At 70.8% G+C, this 15,212-nt stretch carries 16 protein-coding genes; 5 read left to right on the top strand and 11 right to left on the bottom strand.

Annotated features, from left to right (window positions below; all coding sequences use genetic code 11):
• The first annotated feature begins 13 nt into the window (after positions 1 to 13).
• Entirely contained in the window at positions 14 to 1,102 is a 1,089-nt protein-coding gene (locus H8N03_RS13670) for a tetratricopeptide repeat protein (protein WP_187076739.1), read from the top strand.
• A gap of 82 nt (positions 1,103 to 1,184) precedes the next feature.
• On the opposite strand, the gene H8N03_RS13665 is transcribed toward H8N03_RS13670, so the two are convergent.
• The 7 genes from H8N03_RS13665 to H8N03_RS13635 form a co-directional block, all read right to left on the bottom strand.
• On the bottom strand, positions 1,185 to 2,507 hold the full coding sequence (locus H8N03_RS13665; RefSeq protein ID WP_187076738.1) for an O-acetylhomoserine aminocarboxypropyltransferase/cysteine synthase family protein: 1,323 nt from the start codon (positions 2,505 to 2,507) through the stop codon (positions 1,185 to 1,187).
• A 34-nt stretch (positions 2,508 to 2,541) separates the two neighbouring features.
• Positions 2,542 to 3,021, bottom strand: coding sequence for a CoA-binding protein (locus tag H8N03_RS13660; RefSeq protein WP_187076737.1), 480 nt, complete (start codon positions 3,019 to 3,021; stop codon positions 2,542 to 2,544).
• 34 nt (positions 3,022 to 3,055) lie between these two features.
• Entirely contained in the window at positions 3,056 to 3,661 is a 606-nt protein-coding gene (locus tag H8N03_RS13655) for a thioredoxin family protein (RefSeq protein WP_187076736.1), read from the bottom strand.
• Between the two features lie 9 nt (positions 3,662 to 3,670).
• Positions 3,671 to 5,806 (bottom strand): protein-disulfide reductase DsbD family protein, encoded by a 2,136-nt coding sequence (locus H8N03_RS13650; protein ID WP_187076735.1) that lies wholly within the window; start codon positions 5,804 to 5,806, stop codon positions 3,671 to 3,673.
• Between the two features lie 41 nt (positions 5,807 to 5,847).
• The gene (locus tag H8N03_RS13645) at positions 5,848 to 6,591 is read right to left on the bottom strand and encodes an alanyl-tRNA editing protein (protein ID WP_187076734.1); all 744 of its coding nucleotides are present in this window, start codon (positions 6,589 to 6,591) and stop codon (positions 5,848 to 5,850) included.
• A 98-nt stretch (positions 6,592 to 6,689) separates the two neighbouring features.
• Entirely contained in the window at positions 6,690 to 6,845 is a 156-nt protein-coding gene (locus H8N03_RS13640; protein WP_187076733.1) for a hypothetical protein, read from the bottom strand.
• A gap of 127 nt (positions 6,846 to 6,972) precedes the next feature.
• Positions 6,973 to 7,443, bottom strand: a complete 471-nt coding sequence (locus H8N03_RS13635; protein ID WP_187076732.1) for an Lrp/AsnC family transcriptional regulator — start codon at positions 7,441 to 7,443, stop codon at positions 6,973 to 6,975.
• Between the two features lie 84 nt (positions 7,444 to 7,527).
• Between H8N03_RS13635 and mdeB the strand changes: the two genes are divergently transcribed.
• From mdeB to H8N03_RS13615, 4 genes are all read left to right on the top strand, one after another.
• The gene (gene mdeB / locus H8N03_RS13630; protein ID WP_187076731.1) at positions 7,528 to 10,092 is read left to right on the top strand and encodes an alpha-ketoglutarate dehydrogenase; all 2,565 of its coding nucleotides are present in this window, start codon (positions 7,528 to 7,530) and stop codon (positions 10,090 to 10,092) included.
• Positions 10,093 to 10,225: 133 nt separating this feature from the next.
• Positions 10,226 to 11,038, top strand: coding sequence for a creatininase family protein (locus H8N03_RS13625; RefSeq protein WP_187076730.1), 813 nt, complete (start codon positions 10,226 to 10,228; stop codon positions 11,036 to 11,038).
• Positions 11,039 to 11,147: 109 nt separating this feature from the next.
• Positions 11,148 to 11,627, top strand: coding sequence for a CBS domain-containing protein (locus tag H8N03_RS13620; RefSeq protein WP_187076729.1), 480 nt, complete (start codon positions 11,148 to 11,150; stop codon positions 11,625 to 11,627).
• Between the two features lie 143 nt (positions 11,628 to 11,770).
• The gene (locus H8N03_RS13615) at positions 11,771 to 11,947 is read left to right on the top strand and encodes a hypothetical protein (RefSeq protein WP_187076728.1); all 177 of its coding nucleotides are present in this window, start codon (positions 11,771 to 11,773) and stop codon (positions 11,945 to 11,947) included.
• Between the two features lie 89 nt (positions 11,948 to 12,036).
• Here H8N03_RS13615 and H8N03_RS13610 read toward each other — a convergent pair whose 3' ends face one another.
• The 4 genes from H8N03_RS13610 to H8N03_RS13595 all read right to left on the bottom strand — a co-directional run bounded on the left by H8N03_RS13610 (position 12,037) and on the right by H8N03_RS13595 (position 15,198).
• Complete coding sequence (locus tag H8N03_RS13610; protein WP_187076727.1) at positions 12,037 to 12,330, bottom strand: KGG domain-containing protein; 294 nt, start codon at positions 12,328 to 12,330, stop codon at positions 12,037 to 12,039.
• Between the two features lie 136 nt (positions 12,331 to 12,466).
• On the bottom strand, positions 12,467 to 12,850 hold the full coding sequence (locus H8N03_RS13605) for a thioredoxin family protein (RefSeq protein WP_187076726.1): 384 nt from the start codon (positions 12,848 to 12,850) through the stop codon (positions 12,467 to 12,469).
• 31 nt (positions 12,851 to 12,881) lie between these two features.
• The gene (locus tag H8N03_RS13600; protein ID WP_354005121.1) at positions 12,882 to 14,510 is read right to left on the bottom strand and encodes a phosphoethanolamine transferase; all 1,629 of its coding nucleotides are present in this window, start codon (positions 14,508 to 14,510) and stop codon (positions 12,882 to 12,884) included.
• Between the two features lie 4 nt (positions 14,511 to 14,514).
• Positions 14,515 to 15,198, bottom strand: a complete 684-nt coding sequence (locus H8N03_RS13595; RefSeq protein ID WP_255428205.1) for a phosphatase PAP2 family protein — start codon at positions 15,196 to 15,198, stop codon at positions 14,515 to 14,517.
• Positions 15,199 to 15,212 lie beyond the last annotated feature (14 nt).

Below are 15,212 nucleotides of genomic sequence, written 5' to 3'. Positions count from 1 at the left end.
ATCCCGACCCGACATGGACAAGACCCTGGAGCAGGCGCGCACGTTCTTCCTGGAAGGGGTCGCGCATTACGAAGCCGGCCGGCTGGAGCAGGCCGAGCGGCAGTTCGCCGCCGCCCTCTCGCTGGCCCCCGGCCGGCCCTCCGTGCTGACCAACCTCGGCGCCGTGCGCCTGCGGCTGCAGCGGGCGGCGGAGGCGCTGCCCGTGCTGGAGGAAGCGCTGGCGCAGGAGCCGGACAACCCGGAAGCGCTCGCCCACGCCGCGACGGCCCTCGCCGAGCTGGGCCGGACGCCGGACGCGCTGCCCCTGTTCGACCGGGCCATCGCCGCCGGCCCGCAGCCGGCCACCGTGTGGATGTTCCGCGGCAGCGTGCTGCGCGAACTGGGGCGCGCGCAGGAGGCCGCGGCTTCGTACCGGGAAGCGCTGGCGCGCGGCGGCGACGCGGAACTGCTGAACTACTACCTCGCCGGCCTCGAAGGCGGTGCCGCTCCCCCGCGGCCGCCGCGGCATTACGTGCAAGGCCTCTTCGACAGCTACGCCGACGGCTTCGACACGCACCTGAAGACGCTGCGCTACGACGCGCCGGGCGTGCTCGTGCAGCGCCTCGCCGCCTCCGGACGCCGCTTCGCGCATGCGCTGGACCTGGGCTGCGGCACGGGCCTGTGCGGGAGGCTGCTGCGGCCGCTGGCCACGCGGCTGACCGGCGTGGACCTGTCGCCGCAGATGCTGGCCAGGTCCCGCGCGCTCGGCGTGTACGACGACCTGCAGCAAGCCGACGTGGTGGAGTACCTCGCCGCGCAGGCCGGCCCTTTCGACGCGGTGGTCGCCGCCGACGTCTTCATCTACGTCGGCGTGCTCGACGAAGTGTTCCGGCTGCTCGCGGCGCGCATGCCGCCCGGTGGCCTCTTCGCGTTCACCGTGGAAGAGAGCACGGGCGCCGAGGTGGTGCTGCGCGGCAGCCTGCGGTACGCGCACTCGGAAGCGGGGCTGCAGCGCCTCGCGCGGGAGCATGGCTTCCGCATCCAGGCGCTGGAGCGGCGTCCGGTGCGCGAGGACCAGCGGCAGCCGATTGCGGGGCTGTTCGCGTGGATGGAGAGGCTGTAGGGGCCGTAGGCTGGGTTTCGCGAAGCGAACCCCAGCTTGCTTCGCGCGCCGCAATGCTGGGGTGCGCTTCGCGCAACCCAGCCTACGACACGGCCCGGCGCAAGGCCTGGTCGAGGTCCCAGAGGATGTCCTCGACCTCCTCGATGCCCACGGACAACCGGATCATGTCCGGCCGCACGCCGGCGCGCTCCAGCTCCGCCTCGTCCAGCTGGCGGTGCGTGGTCGAAGCGGGGTGGATCACCAGCGTCTTGGCGTCGCCGATGTTCGCGAGGTGGCTCATGAACTCGCAGGCGTCGATGAAGCGCTCGCCCGCCTTGACCGCGTCCGCGGCGCGGATGCCGAAGGTCAGGATGCCCGACGCGCCCGGCCGGCCGTCGATCGCGCGGAACTGCTTCTTCGCCAGCGCATGGTGCGGCGAGCTTTCCAGGCCGGGGTAGTTGACCCACGACACCAGCGGATGGCCTGCCAGGAACTCCGCCACGCGCTGCGCGTTGCGGCAATGCGCCTGCATGCGCAGGTGCAGCGTCTCGATGCCCTGCAGGATCAGCCACGCGTTCAGCGGCGACAGCGCGCCGCCGAAGGTGCGGTTCACCTCCATGCGCGCCTTCATCGTGTAGCCGAAGTCGCCGAAGGTCTCGTAGAACTTCACGCCGTGGTAGGCGCGGCTGGGCTCCAGCATCTCCGGGAACTTCTCGCGGGCGAGGCCGCTGCCCCAGTCGAACTTGCCGGATTCGACCACCACGCCCGCCATGGTGGTGCCGTGTCCGCCCAGGTACTTCGTCGCGCTGTGCACGACGATGTCTGCGCCGAAGGCGAAGGGGTTGCACAGGTAGGGGCTCGCCACGGTGTTGTCGACGATCAGGGGCAGGCCGTGTTCGTGCGCGATGCGCGCGACGGCCTCGATGTCGAGCACGTTCACCAGCGGGTTGCCCAGCGTCTCGCCGTACACGGCGCGCGTGTTCGGGCGGATCGCGCGGCGGAAGTTCTCCGGATCTTCCGGGTCGACGAAGGTGGTCGCTATGCCGAGGCGCCCGAAGCCGATCCCGAGCTGGCCCACCGTGCCGCCGTACAGCGTGGAGGCCGCGACGATGTGGTCGCCCGCCTTCAGGATCGCGAGGATCGCCGTCATCTGCGCCGCCATGCCGGTGGCGCAGGCCAGCGCGGCGCGCCCGCCTTCGAGGGAGGCCACGCGTTCCTCCAGCACCGCCACCGTGGGATTGCTGATCCGCGAGTAGACGTTGCCGAAGGTCTGCAGGTTGAACAGGCTCGCCGCGTGTTCGGCGGAGTCGAACACGAAGCTGGTGGTCTGGTGGATCGGCGTCGCGCGGGCGCCGGTCACGGGGTCGGGAATGGCCCCTGCATGGATGGCGCGGGTTCCGAACCCGTAGTCGTGGTCTTGGCTCATGGAGGTAGGCTGGGTTGCGCGAAGCGCACCCCAGCTAGTAGAACAATTGCTGCGGACGCCGCGCCGAAATCACCTTGGTGTTCACGCCCGCCCAGTTCAGGCCGCCGAAGAGGCGCGCGTGCTCGATCTTCACGCAGCGGTCCATCACCACGTCCAGCCCCGCGGCGCGCGCCTTCGCCGCTGCTTCCTCGTTCACCACGCCGATCTGCATCCACAGGCACTTCGCGCCGACGGCGATCGCTTCGTCGGCAAGCGGGGGAATGTCGGCGCTCTTGCGGAAACAGTCCACCATGTCGATCGCGATGCCCGCTTCCGCGGCCGCCGTGACGCTGGCGTAGCTGCGCTGTCCGAGGATTTCCGGCGCCGAAGGATTGATCGGCACGATGCGGTAGCCGTGCTCCTGCATGTACTTGGCCGCGAAGAAGCTGGGACGGTGCCATTGCGGCGACAGCCCCACCACCGCGATCGTGCGGCAGGTGCCCAGGATGCGGCGCAGTTCGTGGATCGTGCTCATGGCGCCAGTGTAGGGACGCGCCACGGGCCGGCGCTCAGGATTTGTACTTGATGGAGCAGCCGTACGCGCGCGTGGTCGCGGCGCTGATCGCCTTGCCGGCCGTGGCCTCGGCCAGTCCCTGCCGCACGTAGTTCACCGCCTTCGCGATGTCGTCCTTGCTGCTGGAGGGAATGCTGTCGATGCCGCCGGCGTACACCAGCCGGCCCTGCGGATCGACGATGTACATGTGGGGCGTCGTGCGGGCGCCGTAGGCCTTGCCCACCGTGCCTTCCTCGTCCAGCAGCATGGCCGTGGGCTGCGCCTTGCGCTCCTTCTGCCAGGCGACCAGCTTCGCGGGCTCCATCCAGTCGTAGCTCGCCTTCTCCGTGGAGCTGATCGACAGCCACACGGCGCCGCGCGCGAGCGCATCCTGCTGCGTGGCCGCCATGTTGCCGCTGTCGTAGTGCTTGCGCACGTAGGGGCAGCCGGGGTTGGTCCACTCCAGCACGACGTACTTGCCGCGGAAATCGGCGAGCTGCACGGTGCGGCCGCTCGCGTCCTGCAGCGCGAAGGCCGGCGCGGGCTGGCCGACGGCGGGCGCCGACTGCGCGGCGGCGGCGAAGAGGAGGGCAGGCAGGGCGATCAGGGCACGGCGCAGCATGGCAGGCTCCTAGAGGTCGGACAGGGCGGCGCGCACTTCCTCCACTCCGAGCACTTCGGAGAGCACCACCGGCGCGCGCCCCGGCCGGTAGACGACGTACACGGGCACGCCGCTGCGTCCCAGCTGCGTGATGGCGGCGGTGATGGCGGGATCGCGGCGCGTCCAGTCGGCGCGCAGCAGCGCGAAGCGTCCTGCGTCGAACGCGGCCAGCACCTCGGGGTTCGCGAGCGTGGTCTTCTTGTTGTACTGGCAGGTGACGCACCAGGCTGCGGTGAAATCCACGAACACCGGCTGGCCCTGGGACACGAGTTGCCCGACCCGGTCGGCCGACCACGCTTGCCAGCGCGTGTCCGACGAGGCCACGGCACCGGCGGGCGCCGGGCGCGTGATCGCTCCCCCCGCAGTCCACGTGACGCCCACGAGCGCGGCGAGCGCCAGCGCGCCGAGCGCCACGCGCGCGCGGCCGCGCAGCGTCAGCGCCCAGACCAGCATGCTCAGCGCCACCAGCATCGCGAGCAGGGCGCCCGCACCGTCGACGCCGCTCTGCTGCCCGAGCACCCACACGAGCCAGGCGACGGCCGCGAACATGGGGAAGGCCATGAGGCGGCGGAAGGTCTCCATCCATGCGCCGGGGCGCGGCAGCATGCGGGCCACGGCAGGGATCCAGCCCGCGGCGAGGTAGGGCAGAGCGAGGCCGACGCCCAGCACCGCGAAGATCGCGAGCGCCTGCACCGCCGGCAGGCTGATCGCGAGCCCCAGCGACGCGCCCATGAAAGGCGCGGTGCATGGCGAGGCCACCGCCACGGCGAGCACGCCGGTGAGGAAGGCATCGAGCACCGGGTGCTTCGCCTGCAGGCTGGCCACGCTGCTCGGGAGCATCGCGCCGAACTCGAACACGCCGGCGAAGTTGAGCGCCACCAGCGTGAACAGCACGGCAAGGCTCGCCACCACTGCGGGCGACTGCAGCTGGAAGCCCCATCCCAGCTGCTCGCCGGCCGCGCGCAGGGCCAGCATCACGCCACCGAGCAACAGGAAGGACACCACCACGCCCGCCGTGTACGCCAGCGCGCTGACCCGGTGGCCGCGGCGGTCGTCCGCGTGCCGCGTGAAGCCCACGACCTTGATCGCGAGCACCGGGAACACGCAAGGCATCAGGTTCAGGATCAGGCCGCCGACCAGGGCGAACAGCAGCGCGGTGGCGAAACCGACGGCCGGTGCCGCCGGCCGCGCCGCGTTCTCGCGCAGCGCCTGCTCCAGCGCGGGGGAGACCGTCGCCGGCGGCGCGACGGCCGGCCAGGTGCCCGCGACCTTCAGCTCGGAGCGCCAGCCCTGGCCATCGGCCGCGACGACGACCGGGAACACGCCCGGGCTCGCGCTGCGTTGCGGCGAGAGCGGCACGCGCGCCGTCCACGCCGCGCCGTTCCACGCCTGCGTCCACCTGGCGCCGTTGTCGATCACTTCGCCGAGCTCGGGGAAGAAGTCCAGCGTCTTGCCGCGCAGCTGCACGGGCAGCCCTTGCACGGTGAGCGCGAGCGCGTCGCCGTCGATGCGGGCGCTGCTCGCCGTGACGATGCCGGTGTCCGGCAGCGCGGGCTTCGGCTGCGCGGCCAGCGCCGCGTCGAAGGCCGGGCCGTTCAGCGCCGTGGTGCTGCGCACCGGGAGCTTGAGGAGGAACTCGCCCTCCTCGGGGATGCATTCCTTCTTGCACACCAGCCAGGTGGCCTTGAGCTTCACCGGCACCTCGCCCGAGAACGGCGAAGGCTTGAAATCGGGCGTGACGGTCAGCGGCACCGGCAGCAGCACCGTGCCCTCGTAGCCGTAGTTGACGAGCGTGCCGATCGGGATGCGCTTCGGCGTGGGCCAGGCGATGTCGCCGGCGACGATGCCCGCCGGCAGCGTCCACGCGAGTTCCGTGGGCAGCCCGGAATCGCCCGGGTTCTTCCAGTACGTGTGCCACTCGGGCTGGTGCGTGATCTGCAGGCCGACCCACAGGGGCTTGCCCGGCTGGACACCGTCGGGAGCGTGCGCGAGCAGTTCGGCCCGCACCTGCGGCGTCGTCACCGTGCCGGCGGGCGCGGGCTGGGCGAGCGCGAGCAGCGGGGCCGCGAAGGCCAGGCAGGCGGCGAACAGGCGCGGGAATCTCATCGGAGCGTGGGAGCGCATGGGGGCGGCCAAGTTCCGGCCACTCAGGCGAAGCCGAGCACCACCCGTCGGGTCGTGGCGCTCTTCTTCTCGATCCTGGTGACGACCACGGCGCCGATCTCCGAGGTGTTGGCCACGTGGGTGCCGCCGCAAGGCTGGTAGTCGATCGCGGTGTCGCCCGCGCCGATGCGGATGGTGCGCACGCGGCCGGTGCCGCGCGGCGGCTGCACGGACATGCTCTTGACCAGCGCGGGGTTGGCGTCCAGGTCCCCGTCGCTGATCGAGCCGACTTCGACGCCGTGGCCGGCCGCGACCAGCGCGCGGATGCCTTCGGTCAAGGCGTCCTTGTCGAGCGGATCCGTCATGTTGAAGTCCAGGCGCGCGTATTCGGGCGTGATCGAGCAGCCGTTCACCAGTTGCGGCACCAGGTGGCAAAGCAGGTGCGTGGTCGTGTGGAAGCGCATCAGCCGGTGGCGGCGGTCCCAGGCTATCCGCGCGACGACCGCGTCGCCGGGGCACAGGCGCGCAAGAAGCGCTTCCTGGCCGGGGGCGGGCACGTGCGCGATCTGCGCGGTGGGTCGGCCTTCCGCGTCCTTGCACTTGCGCGTGTCGGCCACCTGCAGCAGGCTGCCGTCGGCCAGCACGAGCACACCGGTGTCGCCGGCCTGGCCGCCGCCCAGCGGATAGAAGACGGTGCGGTCCAGGACGATGCCCTGCGTATCGACGCCCACGACCGTGGCGGGGCTTTCGCGGAGGTACGCGTCCTGGCGGAACAGCTCTTGCGTCATGGCGGCATTGTCCCGCTTCTGCGGGGGGCCCGCCGACGTGGGGGCGCTGCCGGGGGCGGACGACGCCTGCGGCGTGGTGGGGCGGGTCGTCCCGGAGTTCAGCCGCAGAGGTAGGTCAGCACCATCGCGGTGATGGAAGGGCCGCGCGTGCACTGGTCCATCGACGCCACGACCATCAGCGCGAGCGAGGGCCAGAAGGCGCGGTTCCAGCTCTCCCGCCAGGCCCAGTCAGCGATCGTGTACAGCTTTTCCATGCACACATGGTCGCCGTCCGCCCGGGGTGTGTGATTCAGAGGACACCGATACTGCATGGTCGCGCAGTGGCTGCGCGGCAGTCAGCCCCGTCTGCGCCTGGCGGGCGCAAGGTACTACGCGTGTCGGTCAGGAACGCACGGGCAGCGGGAGCGCCGTCTTGTACCGCACCTGCTTGAGCGCGAAGCTCGAGCGGATCTTCTCGATGCCGGGGATGGGCGTGAGCTGCTCCAGGATGAAACGCTCGAGGGCGGCGATGTCCGGCACGGCCACGCGGATCAGGTAGTCGCTGTCGCCGGTCATGAGGTAGCACTCCATCACCTGCTCGTGCTCCGCGATCCGGCGCTCGAAGTCCGCCAGCGCTTCCTTGGACTGCGTCTTCAGGCTGATGTTGATGAAGACGTTGAGGCCGAGCCCCAGCAGCTTGGCGCTGGCCAGGGCTACGTAGCGCTCGATCACGCCCGCCTGTTCGAGCGCCTTCACGCGGGCGAGGCACGGCGAGGGCGAGAGGTGGACGCGACGCGCCAGTTCCACGTTGGTCAGCGAGCCATCGTGCTGCAGCTCGGCCAGGATGCGGAGGTCGATGGCGTCGAGTTGCATGCTGGCGGCATTTTATGCTGCAACTGGGCCATGGAGCGGGCTTTTCGGTAGCCCATTCCGTCCGTGCGCGCCTAGAGTGCGGCCATGGCCGATCAGAGCATCACCCGCTACCTCGCCGACCAGGGCGGCGACGCCGACCCCGTCGAGACCACTGAATGGCGCGACGCCTTCCAGGCGCTCGTCGCATCGCAGGGGCCGGCGCGTGCCCGGTTCATCCTGGACCAGCTCGCCGTGCTGGCGCGCCACCCTGCGGTCGCGTGGTCGCCGGAGCTGGTGACGCCCTACGTGAACACGGTGCCGGTGGAGAAGCAGCCCGTGTTCCCCGGGGACCTCGCGATCGAGGAGAAGCTCGCATCGCTGATGCGCTGGAACGCCCTGGCGATGGTGGTGCGCGCGAACACGGCCTACGGCGAGCTGGGCGGCCACATCGCCAGCTATGCCAGCGCGGCCGACCTGTTCGAGGTCGGCTTCAACCACTTCTTCCGCGCCCGCAACGACAGGCACGGCGGAGACCTGGTCTTCTTCCAGCCGCACAGTGCGCCCGGCGTGTATGCGCGTGCCTTCCTCGAGGGGCGCCTCACCGAGGACGACCTGGCGCACTACCGCCAGGAGATCACGGCGCCGGACGCCGGCGCCCGCGGGCTTTCCAGTTATCCGCATCCCTGGCTGATGCCGGACTTCTGGCAGTTCCCGACCGGATCGATGGGCATCGGCCCCATCAGCTCCATCTACCACGCGCGCTTCATGCGCTACCTCACGCACCGGCAGCTCCTGGACTGCGAAGGCCGGAAGGTGTGGGGCGTGTTCGGCGACGGGGAGATGGACGAGCCGGAGAGCATGAGCGCGCTCACGCTCGCCTCGCGCGAGAAGCTGGACAACCTCGTGTGGGTCGTGAACTGCAACCTGCAGCGCCTCGACGGCCCGGTGCGCGGCAACGGGCGCATCGTCGACGAACTGGAGAAGCTGTTCCGCGGCGCGGGCTGGAACGTGATCAAGCTGCTGTGGGGCAGCGACTGGGACGGCCTGTTCGCGCGCGATGCGACGGGTGCCCTGGTGCAGGCGTTCGCGCACACGGTGGACGGCCAGATGCAGACCTTCGCGGCCAAGGACGGGCGCTTCAACCGCGACAACTTCTTCGGCCAGAACGAGGCGCTGGCGCGGCTCGCGCAAGGCATGACCGACGAACAGATCGACCGCCTCAAGCGCGGGGGCCACGACCTCGTGAAGATCCACGCGGCCTACGACGCGGCCGCGAAGCACCGCGGCCAGCCGACGGTGATCCTCGCCCACACGAAGAAGGGCTACGGCATGGGCGCGGCCGGCCAGGGCCGCATGACCACCCACAGCCAGAAGAAGCTGGACGACGCGGCATTGCTGGAGTTCCGCAACCGGTTCAACCTGCCGATCAGCGACGACCAGGCGACCAGCCTCGCCTTCTTCAAGCCAGCCGCGGACAGCGCGGAGATGGAGTACCTGCACGCCAGGCGCGAAGCCCTCGGCGGCTACCTGCCGAAGCGAGAGACTGCCTGCGCCGTGGTGCCGGTCCCCGACGCTGCCGCCTACGCGCAGTTCGCGCTGCAGGCCGGCGGCAAGGAGATGTCCACCACCATGGCCTTCGTGCGGCTGCTCGGCGCCCTGCTGAAGGACCCGCAGCTCGGCCCGCGCATCGTGCCCATCGTCGCCGACGAGGCGCGCACCTTCGGCATGGCCAACCTGTTCAAGCAGGTGGGTATCTACTCCAGCGCGGGCCAGAGCTACGAGCCGGAGGACATCGGCTCCGTGCTCTCCTACCGCGAGGCGCTCGACGGGCAGATCCTCGAGGAAGGCATCAGCGAGGCCGGCGCCATCGCGAGCTGGACGGCCGCGGCGACCAGCTACAGCGTGCACGGCCACGCCATGCTGCCGTTCTACATCTACTACTCCATGTTCGGCTTCCAGCGCGTGGGCGACGCGATCTGGGCGGCGGCCGACCAGCGCGCGCGCGGCTTCCTGCTCGGCGCCACCTCGGGCCGCACCACGCTCGGGGGCGAAGGGCTGCAGCACCAGGACGGCAGCAGCCACCTGGTCGCCGCGACGATCCCCAATTGCAAGGCGTACGACCCGGCGTTCGCGGGCGAGATGGCCGTGATCGTCGACCGCGGCATGCGGGAGATGCTGGTGGAGCAGCGCGACGTCTTCTACTACGTCACGCTGATGAACGAGAACTACGCCATGCCGGACCTGCCGGCGGAGGCTCGCGAAGGCGTGATCCGCGGCGGCTACCGCTTCGCCCGCTACGGGCAGGGCGAGCCGCGGGTGACGCTGCTCGGCTCCGGCGCCATCCTCACCGAGGTGCTGAAGGCGGCGGAGCAGCTCGCGGCCGACGGCATCGCGAGCGAGGTGCTGAGCATCACGAGCTGGAGCGAGCTGGCCCGCGACGGCGGCTACGCCACGCAGCTGCTGGCCGGCACGGGCGGGCCCCTGGTCGCCGCGACGGACTACGTGCGCATGGTGCCGGAGGCGATCCGCGCCTTCGTGCCCCAGGGGCGCAGCTACACCACCCTGGGCACGGATGGTTTCGGCCGCAGCGACACGCGGGCGGCGCTGCGGGCGTTCTTCGGGGTGGACAGCGTCAGCATCGCGCAGGCGGCACGCGATGCGATCGCATGATTTCGGTGGGGTTCGCTGGCGCTCACCTGCGCCGGCATTCGCCGGCCTACCCCACGGGCCGCGATGGCGTAGGGTGGCGCGGCGAAGCCGCGGACGGTGAGCGGCAGCGAACCCCACCGTAAACTCCTTCCCCATGGCACTCCCCTCCCGCTACTGGGCCGACCTCACGACGACCGACTTTGCCGCGCTCGACCCGGCGAGCACGGTCGCCGTGCTGCCGCTCGGCGCCACCGAGCAGCACGGCCCGCACCTGCCGCTGGCGGTGGACCACTGCCTCGTGGACGGCATCGTGCAGCGCGCCTTGCCGCTCCTGTCCGGGCAGCTCCCGGTCCTCGTGCTGCCCACGCAGCAGGTCGGCTACAGCCCCGAACACGCAGACTTCCCCGGCACGCTGACGCTGCCGATCGACACCGTGATCGCGACCTGGGTCGCGCTGGGCGAATGCGTGGCGCGCGCGGGCGTGCGCAAGCTGCTGCTGTTCAACGCGCACGGCGGCCAGGTGAGCGTGATGGACATCGTCGCGCGCGAGCTGCGCATGCGCTGCGGCCTCATCGTGTACGGGGCCAGCTGGTGGAACCTGCCGCTGGGCGACGACGTGAACGGCCTCTTCCCGCCGGAGGAGCACCGCTTCGGCGTGCACGGCGGCGACATGGAAACCTCCCTGATGCTCGCGCTGGCCGCGGACCGGGTGCGCATGGCGCAGGCCGGCGACTTCCCGTCCACGTCGCGCGACCGCGCGGCGAAGTACGCGATCCTCGGCAACGGCCGCAGCGCCAAGCTCGGTTGGGCCATGCAGGACTACAACGCGCAAGGCGCCGCGGGCAACGCCGCCGCAGGCAGCGCCGAGAAAGGCCGGGCCGTGCTCGACGCCGCGGCCCGGCAGCTGGCGCTGCTGCTGCAGGAAGTCGCGCAACTGCCGCTCTCCACGGTCGTGAAGCGCAGCTAGTCGCGTCCGAAGCGCGGCGAGAGCGGTCCTACACCACCTTGCGAGGCCACCGACAGCGCCCGCGCAGCGCGGCGCTAGATTGGGAGGCATTCTTGCAAGGAGCTAGCCTATGACGACCGTGGCAGATGTCATGACGCGGGACGTGCGCACCCTGGGGCCGAACGATACGGTGGTGGATGCGGCGCGCTGCATGGACGAACTGAACGTCGGCGTGATCCCCGTTTGCGAGGGCGAGAAGCTGGTGGGTGTCGTCACCGACCGCGACATCGTCGTGCGCGGCGTGGCCCAGCAGGGCGAAGTGGGCAGCATGAAGCTCGCCGACGTGATGAGCGGCCACGTGCGCTGCGCGCGCGAGGACGACGACGTCGACAAGGTGCTGTCCGAAATGGCCGAGGCGCAGATCCGGCGCCTGCCGGTGGTCGACGGCAACGAACGCCTCATGGGGATCGTTTCGCTGGGGGACATCGCTGCGAAGAACCCGGAGGACGAGGCGGACGTCGCCATGTCGCTGGGCGACATCTCCTCTCCCGCCGAGCCGGACCGCTCCGGCACCGGCACGCAGCAGTCCCAGTCGCAGTCGCAGCACTGACACCACGCGGGCGCCGCCCGTCGGCGCCCGCGTCCATCTCCCGGATGGACGAGTTGGAGGCTGGCCACAGGGGCGCGCAGCATGTCGCGCTCCCCCGAAAGGGTCATGCCGTTGTCATGGCGCCTGCCTACACTGCCAGGCAGGTGAACCTCATGCGTTTCTCGTCCGTCTTCCACCGCCCCGAATCGCCGGCCGAAGCCCGGCGCGAGGAGCCGCTGCGCGACGCGCCGCAGCCGGCCGTGGCGCCCGGGCAAGACCTTCCCGACGACCTCGACGCGCGCGTGCGCCTCGTGGGCGAGTGGCAGTTCGGCGAAGACTGAGACGAATTCACGGTCCCAGGATGAACAAGGCCCGCGGATGCGGGCCTTGTCGTTGGAGGGGAGGCCGGGGAGCCTTCCGTGCAGCTGACTTACTGCGAGCTGTTGCCGCTGCCGCCGTGCGAGCCGCCGCCGCTGTTGCTGCCGCCCGCATGCGAACCGCCGCCGTTGGCCTGGTTCATCGCGTTGCGACGGTTGGCGCTGCGCGCCATCCCGCCCTTGCGGCCGGCTTCACGGGCTTCTTCGGAAGTGAACTCGTGCGCAGTGCCTTTCTCGTGCGCCGCGCGACCGCCTTCGCTGGCAATCTCCCGTTGCCGCTGCGGGTCCATGGAGGCGAAACCACGGTTGGATTTGCCGCCCTGGTTGCCCTGATTGTTGGAAGCCATGATGAGGATCTCCTTGCAAACTGAATGTTGGAACTGCATGCCCGGTCTGCGCCGGCCATGCTGTGATTGAGCTTGCAAGTGCGCACTCCGCTCGTCAGGCGTCAATGCTGCCGCTTGTAGGAGCTTTCCTGCCTCGTCAGAGCAGCGTGCGGGGCAGGACTTCGGTGCGCAGCCGCGCGAGCAGCGCGTTGGCTTCGGCCGGAACGCCCGGATCGGGCGCAGGCTGAGCTTGCAGGCGCGCCAGCAGCCGCGTGAACTGCGTGCCGAGCGGCGGGATGGGCGCGAGATACATCACCTCCGCGCCGCGCGCGACGAGCAGCGTCGGGAACGTCTCGATGTCGACGTCGCCCATGGTCTCGTCCTCGTCCTCCACGTCGACCCACGCGAAGCGCATCGTGGGGTGCGCGCGTGCCTGCGTCGTGAACTGGGGCAGCCACTCGCGGCACACGCCGCACCAGGCGGCGCACAGGCACGCGACCCACCAGGTGGGTTGTTCGGCGTCTCCCGGCGGGTTCTCCATGCGGGCAGTTTATCCCGCGCCGCGCGGCCGCTCAGTGCTGCTGGCAGCCCGCGTACGCGTCCAGGGGGCGGCGGTAGGCCGACGTGCCCACCTGCATCAGACCGAGCACCGAGTGGAACAGGGCGTCGTGCGTGACGTGCACCTGCGCATTGCGCCGCAGGCAGCTGGTGGCAACGCCGCTCGCCTGCTCGAAGCCAGGGGACAGCCACGTGATCCAGGGGACGTGCTTCTGCACGTCCGGGGCCAGTGCGTAAGGCAGTCCGTGCAGGTACAGGTTGTTCTCGCCGAGGGATTCGCCGTGGTCGGCGACGTACAGCATGGCCGTGTCGTAGTCGGCGCGCTGCTGCAGCCAGCGGATGGTGGCGCCGAGCACGTGGTCGGTGTAGGCGATGGTGTTGTCGTAGGCGTTGCGCAGGGTCGCGGGTTCGCAATCGGGCAGGTGGTTGCTGGTGCACTCCGGCAGGAAGCGCTTGAAGGCGGCGGGCGTGCGCTGCGCGTACGCGGGGCCATGGCTTCCCATCTGGTGCATCACGAGCACGACGCCGTTGCGGCGGCGTTCCGCGGGAAGCGACGCCACGCGATCGTCGAGGCCGGCCAGCAGGATCTCGTCGCGGCATTCGCCGTCCGGGCAGAGCAGCGGATCCTTCAGCTGGGAGGTGTTCACGTTCGGCACGCGGTCGCACACGCCCTTGCAGCCTCCCGGCTGGTTGTCGATCCAGAGCACGGCGAGGCCCGCGTGCTGCAGGACATCCAGCAGGTCCTCGGTGTCGCGCTCGCGCGCCAGGAAGGCGTCCCGCCCCAGGGGCGAGAACATGCAGGGCACCGAGGCGGCCGTGCTGGTGCCGCAGGACCAGGCGTTGCGGAAGCTCGCCACGTCGGCCCGCGCGAGTTCCGGCGTCGTGTCGCGGTCGTAGCCATTGATGCCGAAATTGCCGCTGCGGCCGGTCTCCCCGAGCACCAGCACCAGCATGCGCGGCTTGCCGCCGGCGGCGAGCAGTTTCGCGTCGCGACCCACCGGCAGCAGTTCGCGTTGCACGTGCCGGCCGGCGAAGGCCGCCTGCCCCGTGGCCCACAGCGCGTTGAGCGGATTCAGCAGGTAGCGGATCTCCTTGTGGTTGCGCATCGTCGACGCGAGCGGCTGGAAGCTGAGCAGCACCAGGGCGATCACCGCGGCGAGGCCCGCGAAAGTGCCGAGCGCATTGCGCCACGCCTGCTGGCGCCACGGCCGGTGCAGCAGCGGGACCCGCCACAGCAGCCACGTGGGCAGGGCCGCCCCGAGCAGCAGCACCAGGACGAGCCGCCACGTGAGCAGGCCCTTCACCTCGCGCCAGTCGGTCTGCAGGGTGTTGGTCGCCATTGCGCCGTCGATGACGATGTGGAAGGTCCACATGTAGTACGCGCCGAGCGCCGAGACGAACAGCAGCACGGCGATCAGCGGCTTCAGCAGCGGGCGCCAGGTGGCCAGGCTCAGCAGTGCGAACAGCGCCGCCGCCACCATGCCCCCCAGCGTGATCGCGAGCAGCCAGCCACCGTGGGCCTGCAGCAGCCCCAGTCCCTGCAGCTCGCGCCACAAGGGAGCGTTGCCTGCGGTGGCCATCCAGGCACTGGCGGCCCCCACGACGGCGGCGGCAGGCAGTGGGCGCGACTGGCGCTTGTTCACGACCTCAGGCTCCTTCCGCGTTCCAGGCGCGGGGCCATGCGGCCTGCAGGAGGCACGCGACGCCCCAGCACACGAGCGCAGACCACAAGGTATGGCTCATGAAATGCGCTCCGCGCCACTGCTGCGCGAGGCCGAGCACCAGCCCCGCCGCCAGCGAGGCCGCGAGCCAGCGGCGTGCCAGGAGCGGATGCGAGGACCGGAACGCGAAGTAGCCCCCGACGAAGGTGAAACCGGAAGCCGCGTGGCCCGCCGGGAAGCAATGGCCGCTGCCGCCGTCCACGGAAGCGCTCCAGTGCGGGACGTAGCGTGCGAGCCCGCCGAAATCGGCGAGTTCCCAGGGGCAGCTGGTGTGGCTGCCGGTCTTGAGCAGCGACACGGCCAGCGCGCCCAGCAGGGTGGAGAGGGCGAGCTGCAGGCGTTCGCGCTGGCCGATGCGCGCCAGCGGGCCGACCGGCCACCAGGCGGCCAGGCACAGGGCCAGCGCCAGCAGCCAGGCGAGCGACCGGCCGCCTTCATGCACCAGCACCGCCAGCAGCCAGCTGTTGCGCCACGCGAAGCCGTCCGCGCCGCCCGCGAGCCGCGCCGCCGGCAGGTCCAGCCCGCTCGCGTCCCAGGCCAGCGCCAGGGCCGCCAGTCCCAGGGTGATCCAGCCGGCTTCGCCGAGCCCGCCCCGCATCCTCGTTTTCATGGTGGCGGATGCTC

This window comes from Ramlibacter cellulosilyticus (assembly GCF_014297465.1).
Classification (GTDB): Bacteria; Pseudomonadota; Gammaproteobacteria; order Burkholderiales; family Burkholderiaceae_C; genus Ramlibacter; species Ramlibacter cellulosilyticus.
Note: the sequence above shows the minus strand (reverse complement) of the source record. Positions and strands in the feature narration are given on the sequence as shown.

Bases quoted from the DNA above. Each gene is read 5' to 3' on its own strand.
- H8N03_RS13595 (WP_255428205.1), bottom strand. From the start codon at position 15,198: ATGAAAACGAGGATGCGGGGCGGGCTCGGCGAAGCCGGCTGGATCACC.
- H8N03_RS13655 (WP_187076736.1), bottom strand. From the start codon at position 3,661: ATGCTGCGCCGTGCCCTGATCGCCCTGCCTGCCCTCCTCTTCGCCGCC.
- H8N03_RS13620 (WP_187076729.1), top strand. From the start codon at position 11,148: ATGACGACCGTGGCAGATGTCATGACGCGGGACGTGCGCACCCTGGGG.
- H8N03_RS13665 (WP_187076738.1), bottom strand. From the start codon at position 2,507: ATGAGCCAAGACCACGACTACGGGTTCGGAACCCGCGCCATCCATGCA.
- H8N03_RS13670 (WP_187076739.1), top strand. From the start codon at position 14: ATGGACAAGACCCTGGAGCAGGCGCGCACGTTCTTCCTGGAAGGGGTC.
- mdeB (WP_187076731.1), top strand. From the start codon at position 7,528: ATGGCCGATCAGAGCATCACCCGCTACCTCGCCGACCAGGGCGGCGAC.
- H8N03_RS13605 (WP_187076726.1), bottom strand. From the start codon at position 12,850: ATGGAGAACCCGCCGGGAGACGCCGAACAACCCACCTGGTGGGTCGCG.
- H8N03_RS13610 (WP_187076727.1), bottom strand. From the start codon at position 12,330: ATGGCTTCCAACAATCAGGGCAACCAGGGCGGCAAATCCAACCGTGGT.
- H8N03_RS13650 (WP_187076735.1), bottom strand. From the start codon at position 5,806: ATGAGATTCCCGCGCCTGTTCGCCGCCTGCCTGGCCTTCGCGGCCCCG.
- H8N03_RS13645 (WP_187076734.1), bottom strand. From the start codon at position 6,591: ATGACGCAAGAGCTGTTCCGCCAGGACGCGTACCTCCGCGAAAGCCCC.
- H8N03_RS13660 (WP_187076737.1), bottom strand. From the start codon at position 3,021: ATGAGCACGATCCACGAACTGCGCCGCATCCTGGGCACCTGCCGCACG.
- H8N03_RS13625 (WP_187076730.1), top strand. From the start codon at position 10,226: ATGGCACTCCCCTCCCGCTACTGGGCCGACCTCACGACGACCGACTTT.
- H8N03_RS13635 (WP_187076732.1), bottom strand. From the start codon at position 7,443: ATGCAACTCGACGCCATCGACCTCCGCATCCTGGCCGAGCTGCAGCAC.
- H8N03_RS13640 (WP_187076733.1), bottom strand. From the start codon at position 6,845: ATGGAAAAGCTGTACACGATCGCTGACTGGGCCTGGCGGGAGAGCTGG.